Below are 14,697 nucleotides of genomic sequence, written 5' to 3'. Positions count from 1 at the left end.
CACCGCACCGACGACCCACCCCGGGTGCCCCCGCGCCCCCGATCTCGCGTCCCCACACCCCGCGCCCCGCGTGCTCGACGCCCGGTGGGCCCGACGACCCGGCGGGCTCAGCGGCGCGGGGGAGTGACCAGGCCCCACTCGTACGCGGTGATCACCAGATGTACCCGGTCCCGGGCGCCCAGCTTGCTGAACAGCCGGGCCACGTGCGCCTTGGCGGTGGCGACGGCGATGCGCAGCTCGTCGGCGATCTCCGCGTTGGACAGCCCCCGGCCCACGAGGGTGAGCACCTCGCGCTCCCGGTCGGTGACGCCAGCCGGTGGCCGGGCCGGCGGCGCGGGCTCGGGGCGGCCCGCGAACTCGCCGATCAGCCGGCGGGTGACGCTCGGCGCGATCAGGGCGTCGCCGGCGGCGACCACCCGGACGGCCTCCAGGATGCTCTCCAACGCCATGTCCTTCACGAGGAACCCGCTCGCCCCGGCCCGCAGCGCGGCGTACACGTAGTCGTCGTCATCGAAGGTGGTGAGGATGAGGCTGCGGACCTCCGGGTGGTCGGCCGTGAGCCGGCGGGTGGCCTCGATGCCGTCCAGGTCGGGCATGCGGATGTCCATCACCACCACGTCCGGGCGCAGCGCGGCGGCCCGTTCCACCGCCTGGGCGCCGGTCGCGGCCTCGCCCACCACGTCGATGTCCGGCGTGTCGGCCATGAGTACCCGCAGCCCCGCCCGTACCAGCGGCTGGTCGTCGGCCAGCACCACGCGCACGCTCATCGCGCCTCCTCGGCCACCGTGGTCCGCACGGTCGCCGCCTCGGCCGGTATCGGCAGCTCGGCCGTCACGCGGAAGCCGCCCCCGGGCCGTGGACCCGCCGTGCACCAGCCGCCCAGCAGGCCGGCCCGCTCGCGCATGCCGACGATGCCCAGCCCGTCGCCGGGGCGGACCTCCCCGCCCCGGCCGGCGTCGGTGACCTCGACCGTCACGGCCCCCTCCCGGTGCATGACCGTCACCTGGCAGGTGTCGGTGCGCGCGTGCCGGATGACGTTGGTCAGGGCCTCCTGGACGATCCGGTACGCGGCAAGGTCGATGTCGCCCGGCAGCGGCCCGGCCGCGCCGCGCCGGCACACCTCGACCCGTACGCCCGCGGCGGCCGTGGTCGCCGCGAGCCGCTCCAGGTCGGCCAGGCCGGGGGCGGGTTCGCGGGGGCCGGCCAGGCCGTCGGGCGCCGGTTCGCCACGGCGCAGCGCGACCAGCGTCCGGCGCAGCCCGGCGAGCGTCTCCCGGCTGGTGGCCTCGATGACGGACAGGGCCCGGCGGGCCTCGGCGGGCTGGGTGTCGATGACCCGGCCGCCCACGCCCGCCTGGATGGCGATCACCCCGATGCTGTGCGCGACCATGTCGTGCACCTCGCGGGCGATCCGCAGCCGCTCGGCGGTGACGGCGCGGGCGGCGGCCTGGTCGCGGAGCACGGCCGCGTGCCCCCGGCGCTCGCGCAGCGCCCGCCCGCTCGTCCAGGCGGCCAGGGCGGCCACCACGCACAGTATCGCCGCGTTGGGCGTGTCACCGTTCGCGGGCGGACCGGTCAGCACGACGGTGACCTGCGTCAGCAGGGTCAGCGCGGCCAGCGGCAGGCTGGTGCGCCGCGAGCACACGGCCACGACGTAGGCCAGGGTCGCGTTGTCCACCAGGAGCAGCAGGTAGACCAGCGCCCAGGAGATCTCCGGCGGCGTCAGGGCGGCCAACGCGCCCACCAGCATCAGCGTCAGGGCCGCCGCCGGCCACCGGCGCAGCAAAGTCCCCGGCAGCACCGTGGCGACCAGCACCAGGGCCAGGCCGGTCGGCTGGGCCAACGAGCGGTTCGCCGACTCCTGCGCCGCGATGAACAGGATCAGCGGGTAGACCAGGGCCCCGGCCCAGGCCAGCGCCGAGGCGGCGGCCGGCCGGACGCGCCGGTCCGTCGCCGTGGGCGCGGCCCCGGCCCCGGCCGGCGCGGGGCGGAGCGGGCGAGGGCGCTCGCGGTGCGCTGTCTTGGGCATGGGCGGATCGTACGGCCGCACTCGCCCGCCGGCATCGGCCCCGGGGCGTACACCCGGGGGCTGCCCGGAGGGCCACACCTTGTCGCCGACGGCCCGATGCCACGCGGGGGCCCGCCGCGACAGCGTGGGCCGGGCCCGTACCCCGATCCAAGGAGTGCCCATGGTCTGGCTGTTGCTCGCGGCGATCATCGCCATGGCCCTCGTCCACGGGCGCGCGCCCTGACCGCTGGCGCTCCCGGCAGGCCCGACTCGCGCGGGGCGGGCCACCACGCCCGCCCCGCCCCGTCACAGGCGCGGGGCGCAGCTCAGGACGTGGGTGCGCAGCAGCTCGCCGATGGCGGGGTCGCGGCGACGGAAGGCGTCCACGAGCTCCTGGTGCTCCTGGGCGTGGGAGCGCGGTTCGGGGCTCAGCCAGCGGATGGACAGCGTCGTCCACACCTCGACCCCCAGCGACTCCCAGGTGTGCAGCAGGACGCTGTTGCCGGCGGCCAGCACGATCTCGCGATGGAAGGCCACGGTGTGCCTGACCTGCGCCTCGCCGTCCGGGGCGCGGTCCGCGGCGCACAGCGCGGCCACCTCGCGCTCCAGGGCCGTGGTGTCGGCGGCCAGCCGGGAGGCGGCCAGCTCGGCCGCCACCTGCTCCAGCCCGGCCCGTACGGGATAGCTCTCCTTGAGGTCGTTGGCGGTCAGACTGCGGACCCGTACGCCCTTGTTGGGAGCCGACTCGATCAGACGCAGCGACTCCAGCTCCCGCAGGGCCTCGCGGACGGGTGTCTGACTGACCGCCAGTTCGACCGCGATGTGCCGCTCCACGATCCGCTCGCCCGGCTGCCAGCGCCCGCTCATGATCCCTTCCAGGATGTGCTCGCGGATCTGCTCGCGCAGCGAGTGGACGACTGGCGGGGTCATGACGGTGCTCCTCGGGTTCACGCACCGCGCGCCGTAGGAAGGGGGCGCGCGGTGGACGACGGCCATTATCGCGGTATCGCGCTGGCGAGCGGAGCCCCCACGGGGTACCGGACGCCGGTTCCGGCTGCGCCGGCGCGCTCGGCACACGGCTCGTACGACGCCGGCCCGGGCCGCTACGGGGCCGGTCACCGGCTCGCGTCGTAGCGGGTCCGGGCCGCCTGGACCTCGTCCATGTGCTGCTCCGCCCATGCCTTGATCGCCCGCATGACGGGGATCAGGCTCTCGCCCAGAGGCGTCAGCGCGTAGTCGACCCGGACCGGGACGGACGGGGTGACGGTGCGGGTGACCAGACCGTCCCGTTCGAGGTTGCGCAGGCTCTGGGTGAGCATCTTCTGGCTCACGCTGACCAGTCGCCGGGCCAGTTCGGTGTAGCGCATCGGGCCGTCGGCGAGCGCGTTGACGATCAGGCTGACCCACTTGTCGCTGATGCGGTCCAGCAGGTGTCGGGCGGGGCACGCGGCGAGGTAGGCGTCGTAGTCGGCGCGGGCCCCAGCTGGCGGGGTCGAGGGCGTCATGGCTCTCCTTCGGGTGCGGTAGCCACCTTGACGTGCCTACTTCCCGATGGAGAGTAGCTCCCTCTAGGTTTTCGGATGATCAGTGGAGCCGAACGGGAGGAGTCGCGCATGCGCGCGGTCGTGGTGCGGACGGTGGGCGGGCCGGAGGCGTTGGAGGTCGCGGAGGTGCCGGTACCGCCGACCGGGGTCGGGCGGGTACGGGTGCGGGTGGAGGCCGCCGGGGTCAACCCGGTCGACGCGGCCACCCGCTCCGGGGCCCTCATCGCCGCCGGGCTGATGGCGCCCCGGGAGACCATCGGCATCGGCTGGGACGTCGCCGGGCGCGTCGACGCGGTGGGGCCGGGGGTGAGCGGGTACGCGCCCGGCGACCGGGTGATCGGGGTGCGGGACCGGCTGGACCTCTCGCTCGGCACCTACGCGGAGTTCGTCGAGCTGGACGCCGCCGCCCTCGCGCCCGCCCCCGCCGGCCGCTCGGCCAGCGAGGCCGCCACGCTGCCGCTGAACGGGCTCACCGCACTCCAGGCACTGGACCTGCTGTCGGTGGAGCCGGGCGGGACGCTGCTGGTGACCGGGGCCGCCGGGGCCGTGGGCGGCTTCGCGGTGGAGCTGGCCGCGCTGCGCGGGATACGGGTGGTGGCCTGTGCCGGGGCCGGGGACGAGGCGTTCGCCCGCGCGGTGGGAGCCCGGTGGTTCGTGCCCCGCACGGCCGATCTCGCCCAGGCCGTGCGCGAGCGGGTGCCCGGCGGTGTGGACGCGGCCCTGGACGCCGCCGTGCTCGGGCTGCCCGCGCTGGGTGCGGTCCGCAACCGGGGCGCCTTCGTCTCCGTGGTGGCCGGCGCCGCGCCGCCGCCGCTGCGCGGCATCACCGTGGCCGAACAGTGGATCGCGGCCGACCCGACCGCCCTCGCCCGTCTCGCCACGCTCGCGGCGACGGGGCGGCTGACCCTGCGGGTCGCGGACACGCTGCCGCTGCACGAGGCGGTCCGGGCCCATCAGCGGCTGGCGGCGGGCGGCCTGCGCGGCCGACTGGTCCTGACCGCCTGACCGCGCCTGCCTGGCCGCCTGAGCCCGCGCCCGTCGGACGGGGCTGGCCTGGCCGCGCCCTCGTGTGATCGCGCGCTCCGCGGCCGGGACCGGCCGGGAACGCCGACGGCCCCGGTTCACCGTGGTGAACCGGGGCCGTCGGGGCTACCGCGTCAACGCGGCGCGAGTCACAGGCCGAGCTCGACCTCGAACTCGCCGGCCTCCAGGATCGCCTTCACGGCCCCCAGGTAGCGGGCGGCGTCGGCGCCGTCCACCAGGCGGTGGTCGTAGGAGAGCGTCAGGTAGGCCATGTTGCGCACGGCGATGGTCTCGCCGAGCTCCGGGTGGTCGATGACCACCGGGCGCTTGACGGTCGCGCCGATGCCCAGGATCGCCACCTGGTTCGGCGGCACGATGATCGTGTCGAACAGCGCACCGCGCGAGCCGGTGTTGCTGATCGTGAACGTCGCGCCCGCCAGGTCGTCCGGGCTGATCTTGTTGGCCCGCACGTTGCCCGCCAGCTCCGCCGTCCTACGGGCGATGCCGGCCAGGTTCAGGTCGCCGGCCCCCTTGATGACCGGGGTCATCAGGCCCTTCTCGGCGTCCACCGCGATACCCACGTTCTCGGTGTCGAAGTAGGTGATGGTGCCGTCGGCCGCGTTGATCCGAGCGTTGACCGTCGGGTACGCCTTCAGCGCCTGGACGGCGGCCTTGACGAAGAACGGCATCGGCGAGAGCTTGACGCCCTCACGCTGCGCGAACGCGTCCTTCGCCCGGGCCCGCAGCTTCATGATCCGGGTGACGTCCACCTCGACCACGCTGGAGAGCTGCGCCTGCTCGTGCAGGGCCTTCATCATGTTGTCGCCGATGACCTTGCGGATGCGCGGCATCTTGACGGTCTGCCCGCGCAGCGGGGAGACCTCAAGGGCCGGAGCCTTCGGCGCGGCGGCGGCCGGAGCCGCGGCCGGGGCGGCCTGCGCGGCCTTGGCGGCAGCGGCGGCGTCCACGACGTCCTGCTTGCGGATGCGGCCACCGACGCCGGTGCCCTTGACCGTGGACAGGTTGACGCCACTCTCCGCCGCGAGCTTGCGCACCAGCGGCGTGACGTACGCGCCCTCGGCGTCCCCACCGGCGGCGGGAGCCGGAGCGGCGGGAGCGGCGGCCGGGGCCGGCGCGGGCACCGGAGCGGCCGGAGCCGGGTCCGGGGCGACCGGGGCCGGGGTCGCGGCCTGCGGGGCGGGAGCCGACGGGGCCTGCGGGGCCGGCTGCGCCTGCGGGGCGGGCGCCGGGGCCGGCTCGGCGGACTTCGCCGGGGCGGCGGCCGGGGCCGCGCCCGCGGCGCCGATGACGGCCAGCTTGGCGCCGACCTCGGCGGTCTCGTCCTCGCCGATCACGATCTCCAGCAGCGTGCCGGAGGTCGGTGCCGGGATCTCGGTGTCGACCTTGTCGGTGGAGACCTCAAGGAGCGGCTCGTCCTCCTCGACGGAGTCGCCGACCGACTTGAGCCAACGGGTGACGGTGCCCTCGGTCACGGACTCGCCGAGCGCCGGGAGCGTGACGGGGGTGCCCTCGGCGCCACCCGCGGGGGCGGCGGCCGGGGCCTCGTCCTGGGCCGGCGCGGACTCCTGGGCCGACTCCTCGGCCGGCGCCGACTCCTCGGCGGGGGCCGGCTCCGGCGCGGCCTCGGCCGCGGGGGCCTCGGCGGGAGCGCCGGAACCGTCGTCGATCACGGCCAGCTCGGCGCCGACCTCGACGGTCTCGTCCTCGGCGACCTTGATGGAAGCCAGGACACCCGACGCGGGCGCCGGGATCTCGGTGTCGACCTTGTCGGTCGAGACCTCAAGCAATGGCTCGTCGGCCTCGACGCGCTCACCCTCGGCCTTCAGCCAGCGGGTGACGGTGCCCTCGGTGACGCTCTCGCCGAGCGCCGGCAGGGTTACGGAAACCGCCATGGTTTCGGTTGCTCCTAACGATCTTGCGGATGTGGTCGCGCCCGGTGCTTCTAGTCGTGCGAGTGCAGCGGCTTGCCGGCCAGGGCCAGGTGGGCCTCGCCGAGGGCTTCGTTCTGCGTGGGGTGTGCGTGGATGAGCTGCGCCACCTCGGCGGGCAGCGCCTCCCAGTTGTAGATGAGCTGGGCTTCGCCGACCTGCTCACCCATGCGGTCACCGACCATGTGGACGCCGACCACGGCGCCGTCGCGCACCTGGACGAGCTTGATCTCGCCCGTGGTCTTGAGGATGCGGCTCTTGCCGTTGCCACCCAGGTTGTACTTGAGGGCGACGACCTTGTCCGCGCCGTACAGCTCCTTGGCCTTCTCCTCGGTGATGCCGACGGAGGCGACCTCGGGGTGGCAGTAGGTGACGCGCGGCACGCCGTCGTAGTCGATCGGCACCGTCTGCAGACCGGCGAGCCGCTCCGCGACCAGGATGCCCTCGGCGAAGCCGACGTGCGCGAGCTGGAGGGTGGGGACCAGGTCACCGACGGCCGAGATGGTCGGCACGTTGGTGCGCATGTACTCGTCGACCAGGACGTAGCCACGGTCGGTGGCGACGCCGGCCTCCTCGTAACCCAGGCCCTGCGAGACCGGGCCACGGCCGACGGCCACCAGCAGGAGCTCGGCCTCGAAGGTCTTGCCGTTCTCCAGCGAGACCTTGACGCCGTTCGCGGTGTACTCGACGCCGGAGAAGCGCGAACCGACGGAGAACTTGATGCCGCGCTTGCGGAAGGCGCGCTCCAGCAGCTTGGAGCTGTTCACGTCCTCGACCGGGACCAGGTTCGGCAGCGCCTCGACGATGGTCACGTCGGTGCCGAAGGACTTCCACGCGGAGGCGAACTCGACGCCGATGACGCCGCCGCCCAGCACGATCGCGGACTCCGGCACGCGGTCCAGGACCAGCGCGTGGTCGGAGGAGATGACGCGGTTGCCGTCGATCTCCAGGCCCGGCAGCGACTTCGGCACGGAGCCGGTCGCCAGCAGGACGTGCCGGCCCTCGTAACGCTGGCCGTTCACGTCGACGGAGGTCGGCGAGGACAGCCGGCCCTCGCCCTCCACGTAGGTGACCTTGCGGCTGGCGATCAGGCCCTGCAGGCCCTTGTACAGGCCGGAGATCACGCCGTCCTTGTACTTGTGCACGGCCGCGATGTCGATGCCGTCGAAGGTGGCCTTGACACCGAACTCGGCGCTCTCGCGGGCCTGGTCGGCGATCTCACCGGCGTGCAGCAGCGCCTTGGTGGGGATGCAGCCGTTGTGCAGGCAGGTACCGCCGACCTTGTTCTTCTCGATCAGGGCGACGTCCAGGCCAAGCTGCGCTCCGCGCAGGGCAGCGGCGTAGCCACCGCTGCCGCCCCCGAGGATCACTAGGTCGAAAACAGTGCTGGCGTCGTTCGCCACGTCACGTCCTCCATGCATGGGTACGCCGGAGCCGGTCACTCCGCTGCGCTTCGTTTCGCTGTTGTCTCCAACAGAGCCTACGGAAGCAGAGCCCGTGACCGGGCGGCGGCTGTTGTTCGGCCGCTGTCTACTCGGCCCTGCGGTCTGGCTCGATGGGTGAGCCGGGGCCCTGTCCTGCCGAGACAACATCTTCGCACTTGTTCGCGGACGGCGGGACGCCGGGCCGGTCGGTGAGGTGGCGGAAAGCGCCCGTACGGCCCGAATCCCGGGCTGGCGGGGCGCTCGGCGCCGTATCTACCGATGAGTAGATCGCTGTCAGCGAACGCGCCACGGCCCCGTGCGCGCACGCACGGGGCCGTTGGTCACGCTCTGGTACGGGCCGCGTTCATCCGGGGGACGGCCGCTCGACGGGTGGGCCGTCTGGCGGCCCGCACCCCCGGATCACCGCGACCCGCCCGCTCAGCCCAGGTCGCCCGCCGCGGTGCGCTCGGCCAGCCGCACCAGCGTCCGCACCGCGGAACCCGTCCCGCCCTTGTGCGTGTAGCCGTACGGCGCGCCCTCGTGGAAGGCCGGCCCGGCGATGTCCAGGTGCGCCCACGTGATGCCCTCGCCCACGAACTCCTCCAGGAACAGGCCGGCGACCAGGCCGCCGCCCGCCCGCTCGCCCATGTTGGCGATGTCGGCGATCGGGGAGTCCATGCCCTTGCGCAGCTCGCGGGGCATCGGCATGGGCCAGGACTGCTCGCCCACCTCCTGCGCGATCTCGTGCAGGGAGGCGCGGAAGGCGTCGTCGTTCGCCATGATGCCGAAGGTGCGGTTGCCCAGCGCGAGCACCATGGCGCCGGTCAGCGTCGCCACGTCCACGATCGCGTCCGGCTTCTCCTCCGAGGCGCGGGTGAGCGCGTCGGCCAGCACCAGCCGGCCCTCGGCGTCGGTGTTGAGCACCTCGACGGTCTTGCCGCTGTACATGCGCAGCACGTCGCCGGGGCGGGTCGCCGAACCCGAGGGCATGTTCTCGGCGAGCGCGAGCCAGCCGGTGACGTTGACCTTCAGGCCCAGCTTGGCGGCGGCCACGACGGCGGCGAAGACGGCGGCGGCACCGCTCATGTCGCACTTCATCGTCTCGTTGTGGCCGGCCGGCTTGAGCGAGATGCCGCCCGAGTCGTAGGTGATGCCCTTGCCGACCAGCGCCAGCGTCTTGCCCGCCTTGGCGTGCCTGTACGCGATCTTCACCAGCCGGGGCGGGTTCTCCGAACCCTGGCCGACGCCCACCAGGCCGCCGTAACCGCCCTTGGCCAGCGCCTTCTCGTCCAGCACCTCGATGGTGAGGCCGAACTCCTTGGCCGCGGCCTGCGCCTGCGCGGCGAAGGACTTGGGGGTCAGGTCGTTGGAGGGGATGTTGATCAGGTCGCGGGCGCGGTTGACCTCGGCGGCCAGCGCCTCGGCCCGCTCGACGGCGGCCTTGTACGCCTTGTCGCGGGGCTTCCCGCCCAGGAGCACGACCTCGGCCAGCGGGGCGCCGGCCTCGGCGGCCTTCGCGTCCTTGCCCTTGCCGTTGCCGCCCCGGTAGGCGGTGAACGCGTACGCGCCCAGCAGCGCGCCCTCGGCGACGGCCGCCGCGGACTCGACGTCCGCCAGCGGCAGCGCGAACGCGGCCTTCTTCGAGCCGGCCAGCGCGCGGGCGGCGGTGCCGGCGGCCCGGCGCAGCAGCTCGGCGTCGAAGCCGTCGTCACCCTTCGGGTTGTCCCCGAGGCCGACCGCGAGGACGACCGGGGTCTTGACGCCGGACGCGGAGGGCAGCTTGGTGACCTCGCCCTCGCCGCCACTGGCGCCGAGGGTTTCCAGGACGGCGGCCAGCTTGCCGTCGAACGCCTTGTCGATGGCCTCGGCGCCCGGCACGACGACGGGGCCCTTGGCGCCCTTCGCCACACCGACGACGACGGCGTCCGCACGCAGTGTGGTCGCACTGGACGTGCTGAGAGTCAGAGCAGTCACGGTGGTGGGGTCTCTCTTCCGTTGGGATGTGGGCCGTTGGGTGGGCCGGCCGCGCCGTGGGCATCGTATGCGCCGGTCCCACGAGGGGCACGGCCCGGTGCGGTGGTCGTGGTGGCCATCGCGAGCCTAACTCGCGCTGTACGGGGCGTGTTGTGCGCGTATCGGCTGACCTGGTCGATGGGCCAGGGAAGGGGCCGCGCGGGCCCGGGCCGCGGGCCGGGCGCGGACGTCATCCGCCGCTCGCCGCCCGGGTGTTGACCCGCGCGCGGCGCGCCCCGACGGACGCGTGGCCGGGCCGGCCCGGCCACGCACGCGGCGTGCCCGGTGATCAGCCCAGCGTCAGCACGACGAGCGCCGCCGTCGCCGCCGACTCGGCCAGCGCCCCGAACACGTCCCCGGTCACCCCGCCGAAACGGCGTCGGCAGTGTCGGAGCAGCAGCTCGGCCACACCGAGCGCGACGAGCACGGCCAGGCCGCCGCGCAGCGCCCCGACGGGGCCGTCCGCCGCGCCCGCCGCCGCGCCGGCGGCGACCGTCAGTGCCGCCACGGCCAGCGCGGCCCGCACGGGTACGACCCCGGCCACCGCGGCGCCCAGCCCCTCGGGCCGCGCGGCCTCCACCCCGGCGCGGCTGGCCAGCGTCAGGGCGCAGCGCGCGACCAGCCCCGCGACGGCCACCGCGAGCGCGCCGGCGGCCCAGTGGTCGGCGTACAGCTCCCGTACGGCGGCGACCTGGGCGAGCAGGACGAAGAGCATCGCGAGGACGCCGAAGGGGCCGATGTCGGAGCGCTTCATCACGCGCAGCGCCTCCGCCGGCGGCTTGGCGCTACCCAGCCCGTCGGCGGTGTCGGCCAGGCCGTCCAGGTGCAGGGCGCGGGTGGCGAGCGCGGGCACCGCCACGGTGGCCACGGCGGCCAGCAGCGGCCCGCCGCCGCCCAGCAGCAGCAGGCCGCCGGGGACGGCCGCGCACAGGCCCACCACGAGGCCGGCCAGCGGCGCGCAGAGCATGCCCGCGCGCGCGGTGGGCCGGTCCCAGCGGGTGACCCGCACCGGGAGCACGGTGAGGGTGCCGAAGGCGAACCGCAGGCCGTGGGCGAGCGTGCTGGCGCGTCGCCCCGTACGGCCGGGACGGTCGGCGCGGGGCGGGCGTGCGGGGGACGGGGGCGGCGTGGTGTCCATCGCGCCGCAGGTTATCGCGCAGGGTGAGGGGCCATGGGGCACTGGTGGCAGCGGAACATCGTCGAGCCGGGCAAGCTGCCGCTGCTGCTGGCGCTGGCCTCGTTCGTGCTGGCCTTCGTGACCGCCCGGCTGGTCACGCGGCTGATCCGGGCCGGCAAGGGGCCCTTCGGGAACGTCACGGCGGGCGGGTTGCACGTGCACCACGTGGTGCCGGGCGTGGTGCTCACCGTGGTCGGCGGGTTCGGCGCGGTGGCCAGCGGCCAGCGGGGCGCGGGGGCGGCGGTGTGCGCGGTGCTCTTCGGGCTCGGGGCGGGGCTGGTCCTGGACGAGTTCGCGCTGGTGCTCTACCTGGACGACGTGTACTGGTCGGAGCAGGGCCGCAAGAGCGTGGAGGTCGTCGTGATCACGGCGGCCCTGGTGGCGCTGGTGCTCGGCGGCTTCCTGCCGTTCGGGGTCAACGACCTGACGGCCGACGAGCGGCACGACCGGCGCCTGGTCGTGGCCAACGTGACGGGCAACTTCCTCTTCTCGCTGGTGGCCCTGGCCAAGGGCAAGCCACGGATGGCGGTGCTCGGTGTGCTGGTGCCCTTCGTGGCCCCGTTCGGCGCGCTGCGGCTGGCCCGCCCCGGCTCACCGTGGGCCAGGCACTGCTACCGCCGCCGGCCCCGGGCCGAGGCCGCCGCGCGGCGGCGGGCCCGCGCTCACGACGCCCGGTGGAGCGGCCTGCGGCGCAGGGTCCAGGACTGGTTGGGCGGTTTCTCGGAGTCGTGATCGCCCTCCGCGCCCGGCACGGCCGCCGGCCGCCGGGCGCCCGACCGGCGCGGGCGCGAGGCCCGCGCGGACCGCACCGGTGTGGGCGGGCCCACCCGGTGGCGGGGGACGCGCAGCCGGGCGACGGCGTACGCGAGGCGGGCGCGCGGCGAGAGCGGGGGTGTGGTCGCGCGGGCGGTGTGGGGCAGCAGGCGTCGCCGCCGCTCCACACGGGTGGCCACGGCGCACACCAGCAGGATCGCCGCGATGGCCACCAGGTGCTCGCGGCCGGCCAGGTTCGGCTTGGCGTGCACCTCCAGCACCATCGAGGCGATGACCAGGGCGCCGGTGAGCCAGGCGCGGTAGCGCCAGCACACGTAGACCGACAGGCCCACCACGGCCGCCGACGGGCCCGTGTCGTGCACCTGCGCGGTCTCCGGGGGCAGCCCGAGCACGCCGAGCGTGCCGCCCTCGCCCAGCGCCATGCCCAGGCGCGCGTACGTGGTGCCCGCCAGCGTGGCCACGTACGCGACGACCAGCGTGCGCCGCCAGCCCAGCGCGCACTCGCAGATGCCGAAGACGACGAAGATCTGGAGCAGCCCGCCCCACACGGGCAGGTCGGGGGCGGGGACGAAGAGCGAGAGCGGGGTGCGCAGCAGCGAGTCCCACCAGGGCTGGTCGGCCTGGACGTAGCCGAGCCGGGCGATGGGACCGTGGCCCCAGGGCTGGTTCTGGATGTACTGGCAGACGACGATCAGGGTCACGGCCGTGACCGTCACGACGAGCGAGGCGGCCCGGTGGCGTACCAGGCCCGCCCGGATCGCCCCGCCCAGCGGCCCCCACTCGGCGCGCACCGCGCGACGCACCGGCCCGGGTATCAGGCGGGTCAGCCACGGCGGGGTCACTTGGTGGTCTCCAGGTGCTTGCGGTTGAGCCACTTGGGCAGGCCGGGGGCCTCCAGGAAGCCCTCGGCGCGGGCGCTGGCCAGGCCGATGCGCAGCAGGTCGGTGCTCTTCTCGAAGAGCAGGTAGCGCGGCTCCCAGATGGGCCGGTACTTGGCGTTGGCCCGGTACAGAGACTCGATCTGCCACCAGCGCGAGCAGAAGCTGAGCAGCGAGCGCCACAGCCGCAGCACCGGGCCGGCGCCCAGCTTGGCGCCGCGCTCGAAGACCGAGCGGAACATGGCGAAGTTCAGCGAGATCTGACTGACGCCGACCTCCTTCGCGCGCTGGATCAGCTCCAGCACCATGAACTCCATCAGCCCGTTGTCGGAGTCACGGTCCCGGCGCATCAGGTCCAGCGAGAGGCCGCGCGGGCCCCAGGGCGCGAAGCTGAGCAGCGCCTTGGGCGCGCCCTCGGCGTCGAAGCACTCCAGCATCACGCAGCGCCCGTCGTTCGGATCGCCCAGGCGGCCCAGCGCCATGGAGAACCCGCGCTCGGTCGCCCCGTCGCGCCAGTCGTCGGCCAGCCGCACCAGCTCGGCCAGCTCCCGCGCGGGAATCTCCTCGTGCCGCCGGATGCGCACCGTGTACCCGGCCCGCTTGACCCGGTTGTACGCCTGGCGCACCGTGCGCATCGCCCGGCCCTCCAGGGTGAACTCGGCGGTGTCCACCAGCGCCTCGTCACCCAGCTCCAGCGCGTCCAGGCCGTGTCGCGCGTACACCGTGCCGCCTTCCTCGCTGGCGCCCATCACGGCCGGGGCCCAGCCGTGCTCACGGGCCTCGGCCAGCCAGCGGTCGATGGCGCCCGGCCACGCCTCCAGGTCGCCGATCGGGTCTCCGGAGGCCAGCGAGACGCCGCCGACCACGCGGTAGGTGACGGCGGACTTGCCGGAGGGGGACCAGATGACGCTCTTGTCGTGGCGCAGCGCGAAGTAGCCGAGCGAGTCCCGCTCGCCGTGCCGGTCCAGCAGGGCGCGCAGCCGCTGCTCGTCGTCGGGGGTGATCGGGTCGACGGCGCGCCGCGAGCGGAAGGCGGCGTAGAGCACGAGCAGCAGCAACAGCGTGCTCATGATGTTGATGATCACGTCCACCCAGCCGGGGGTGACGATGCCCGCGAACCGGTCCTCGTCGGCGGCCAGCGAGATCAGCCGCATCACGCCGTAGCGCCAGCGGGTCAGGAAGGTGGAGCGCTCGTCGTCGCCGGCGGTGTTGGCGACCGTGACCAGGGTCGCGGCCAGCAGCGAGCCGATCAGCAGCCCGCCCACCGCCACGGCGGCGGCGAGCTTGGGGTTGGAGCGGTCGCCCTTGGCGTAGAACTCGCGCCGCCCTACCAGCAGCGCGGCCACGAACAGCACGGTCAGCAGCAGCGAGACCCAGTTCTGCGCGTGCTGGCGGAACTCGTGGAAGGGCATCACCAGCGCGAAGAGCGCCAGCAGCAGCACGCTGAGCACCAGGTTGAGGATCCACGCGGCGCGCTTGCGGCGTCGCATGGTCACCGCGAGGAACAGGGAGAGCGCCGCCGAGAAGAAGCCCGCCGTCAGCAGGTAGGGCGTGATGTACTCGTCGACGTTGTGGCGGCGTACGTCGTTGCCGAAGGACACCCACACGCCGCTCAGCAGGTTCACGAACGTGACGGCGCGCAGGTACCAGACCGCGAACGACGCGCCCCGCTGAGCCCAGGGGCCCCGCTGCTTGCCTTCATCCGGACTCAAACGGACTTCTCCCATGAAAGTAGAGCATATGAGGGAGGGGCGTTTTATCCGAATTTCGGGCGGTTGTGCGCACGCGGCACCGCGTGACCAGGGCGTACGGCACGCCCCGCGCGGACCGCGGCGTACGCCACCGGCGCACCGAAGTACCTGTTCGGCGCGCACCGGTCCGTGCGACGTCGCGGATCCGCGCTCGGC

General features: G+C 74.3%; 12 protein-coding genes. 2 read left to right on the top strand and 10 right to left on the bottom strand.

Translation table 11 applies throughout. The annotated features are described in order from the left end of the window. Window positions 1–107: 107 nt before the first annotated feature. The 4 genes from ACFVFR_RS13945 to ACFVFR_RS13930 form a co-directional block, all read right to left on the bottom strand. On the bottom strand, window positions 108–767 hold the full coding sequence (locus ACFVFR_RS13945; RefSeq protein WP_383700898.1) for a response regulator: 660 nt from the start codon (window positions 765–767) through the stop codon (window positions 108–110). Next, entirely contained in the window at window positions 764–2,029 is a 1,266-nt protein-coding gene (locus ACFVFR_RS13940) for a sensor histidine kinase (protein WP_383700896.1), read from the bottom strand. Before ACFVFR_RS13940 ends, ACFVFR_RS13945 begins: the two co-directional genes overlap by 4 nt. A gap of 285 nt (window positions 2,030–2,314) precedes the next feature. Then, window positions 2,315–2,938, bottom strand: coding sequence for a GntR family transcriptional regulator (locus ACFVFR_RS13935; RefSeq protein ID WP_383700893.1), 624 nt, complete (start codon window positions 2,936–2,938; stop codon window positions 2,315–2,317). Window positions 2,939–3,123: 185 nt separating this feature from the next. After that, entirely contained in the window at window positions 3,124–3,513 is a 390-nt protein-coding gene (locus ACFVFR_RS13930) for a winged helix-turn-helix transcriptional regulator (RefSeq protein ID WP_383700891.1), read from the bottom strand. Between the two features lie 75 nt (window positions 3,514–3,588). Here ACFVFR_RS13930 and ACFVFR_RS13925 point away from each other — a divergent pair, with 75 nt between their 5' ends. After that, entirely contained in the window at window positions 3,589–4,557 is a 969-nt protein-coding gene (locus tag ACFVFR_RS13925) for an NADP-dependent oxidoreductase (protein ID WP_383700889.1), read from the top strand. Window positions 4,558–4,724: 167 nt separating this feature from the next. Here the strand turns inward: ACFVFR_RS13925 and sucB are convergent, their stop codons facing one another. The 4 genes from sucB to ACFVFR_RS13905 form a co-directional block, all read right to left on the bottom strand. Then, the gene (gene sucB / locus ACFVFR_RS13920) at window positions 4,725–6,488 is read right to left on the bottom strand and encodes a 2-oxoglutarate dehydrogenase, E2 component, dihydrolipoamide succinyltransferase (RefSeq protein WP_383700887.1); all 1,764 of its coding nucleotides are present in this window, start codon (window positions 6,486–6,488) and stop codon (window positions 4,725–4,727) included. A 50-nt stretch (window positions 6,489–6,538) separates the two neighbouring features. Next, window positions 6,539–7,927 (bottom strand): dihydrolipoyl dehydrogenase, encoded by a 1,389-nt coding sequence (gene lpdA, locus ACFVFR_RS13915; RefSeq protein WP_383700885.1) that lies wholly within the window; start codon window positions 7,925–7,927, stop codon window positions 6,539–6,541. 459 nt (window positions 7,928–8,386) lie between these two features. Then, the gene (locus ACFVFR_RS13910; protein WP_383700884.1) at window positions 8,387–9,922 is read right to left on the bottom strand and encodes a leucyl aminopeptidase; all 1,536 of its coding nucleotides are present in this window, start codon (window positions 9,920–9,922) and stop codon (window positions 8,387–8,389) included. Between the two features lie 328 nt (window positions 9,923–10,250). Continuing rightward, window positions 10,251–11,099, bottom strand: coding sequence for an adenosylcobinamide-GDP ribazoletransferase (locus tag ACFVFR_RS13905; RefSeq protein WP_383700882.1), 849 nt, complete (start codon window positions 11,097–11,099; stop codon window positions 10,251–10,253). A gap of 33 nt (window positions 11,100–11,132) precedes the next feature. Between ACFVFR_RS13905 and ACFVFR_RS13900 the strand changes: the two genes are divergently transcribed. Next, window positions 11,133–11,870, top strand: coding sequence for a hypothetical protein (locus ACFVFR_RS13900; RefSeq protein WP_383700880.1), 738 nt, complete (start codon window positions 11,133–11,135; stop codon window positions 11,868–11,870). On the opposite strand, the gene ACFVFR_RS13895 is transcribed toward ACFVFR_RS13900, so the two are convergent. Then, complete coding sequence (locus ACFVFR_RS13895; protein ID WP_383700878.1) at window positions 11,801–12,754, bottom strand: hypothetical protein; 954 nt, start codon at window positions 12,752–12,754, stop codon at window positions 11,801–11,803. The two genes, ACFVFR_RS13900 and ACFVFR_RS13895, sit on opposite strands and share 70 nt — an antisense overlap. After that, entirely contained in the window at window positions 12,751–14,517 is a 1,767-nt protein-coding gene (locus tag ACFVFR_RS13890; RefSeq protein WP_383700876.1) for a phosphatidylglycerol lysyltransferase domain-containing protein, read from the bottom strand. The genes ACFVFR_RS13895 and ACFVFR_RS13890 overlap by 4 nt, the downstream gene beginning before the upstream one ends. Between the last annotated feature and the right edge of the window lie 180 nt (window positions 14,518–14,697).

The organism is Streptomyces sp. NPDC057702, from assembly GCF_042799315.1.
Taxonomy (GTDB): domain Bacteria; phylum Actinomycetota; class Actinomycetes; order Streptomycetales; family Streptomycetaceae; genus Streptomyces.
Note: the sequence above shows the minus strand (reverse complement) of the source record. Positions and strands in the feature narration are given on the sequence as shown.

What these genes read in the sequence shown, in the direction of transcription:
- ACFVFR_RS13935 (WP_383700893.1), bottom strand. Translation starts at nt 2,938, where the DNA reads ATGACCCCGCCAGTCGTCCACTCGCTGCGCGAGCAGATCCGCGAGCAC.
- ACFVFR_RS13930 (WP_383700891.1), bottom strand. Translation starts at nt 3,513, where the DNA reads ATGACGCCCTCGACCCCGCCAGCTGGGGCCCGCGCCGACTACGACGCC.
- sucB (WP_383700887.1), bottom strand. Translation starts at nt 6,488, where the DNA reads ATGGCGGTTTCCGTAACCCTGCCGGCGCTCGGCGAGAGCGTCACCGAG.
- ACFVFR_RS13925 (WP_383700889.1), top strand. Translation starts at nt 3,589, where the DNA reads ATGATCAGTGGAGCCGAACGGGAGGAGTCGCGCATGCGCGCGGTCGTG.
- ACFVFR_RS13900 (WP_383700880.1), top strand. Translation starts at nt 11,133, where the DNA reads ATGGGGCACTGGTGGCAGCGGAACATCGTCGAGCCGGGCAAGCTGCCG.
- ACFVFR_RS13940 (WP_383700896.1), bottom strand. Translation starts at nt 2,029, where the DNA reads ATGCCCAAGACAGCGCACCGCGAGCGCCCTCGCCCGCTCCGCCCCGCG.
- ACFVFR_RS13890 (WP_383700876.1), bottom strand. Translation starts at nt 14,517, where the DNA reads ATGGGAGAAGTCCGTTTGAGTCCGGATGAAGGCAAGCAGCGGGGCCCC.
- ACFVFR_RS13945 (WP_383700898.1), bottom strand. Translation starts at nt 767, where the DNA reads ATGAGCGTGCGCGTGGTGCTGGCCGACGACCAGCCGCTGGTACGGGCG.
- ACFVFR_RS13905 (WP_383700882.1), bottom strand. Translation starts at nt 11,099, where the DNA reads ATGGACACCACGCCGCCCCCGTCCCCCGCACGCCCGCCCCGCGCCGAC.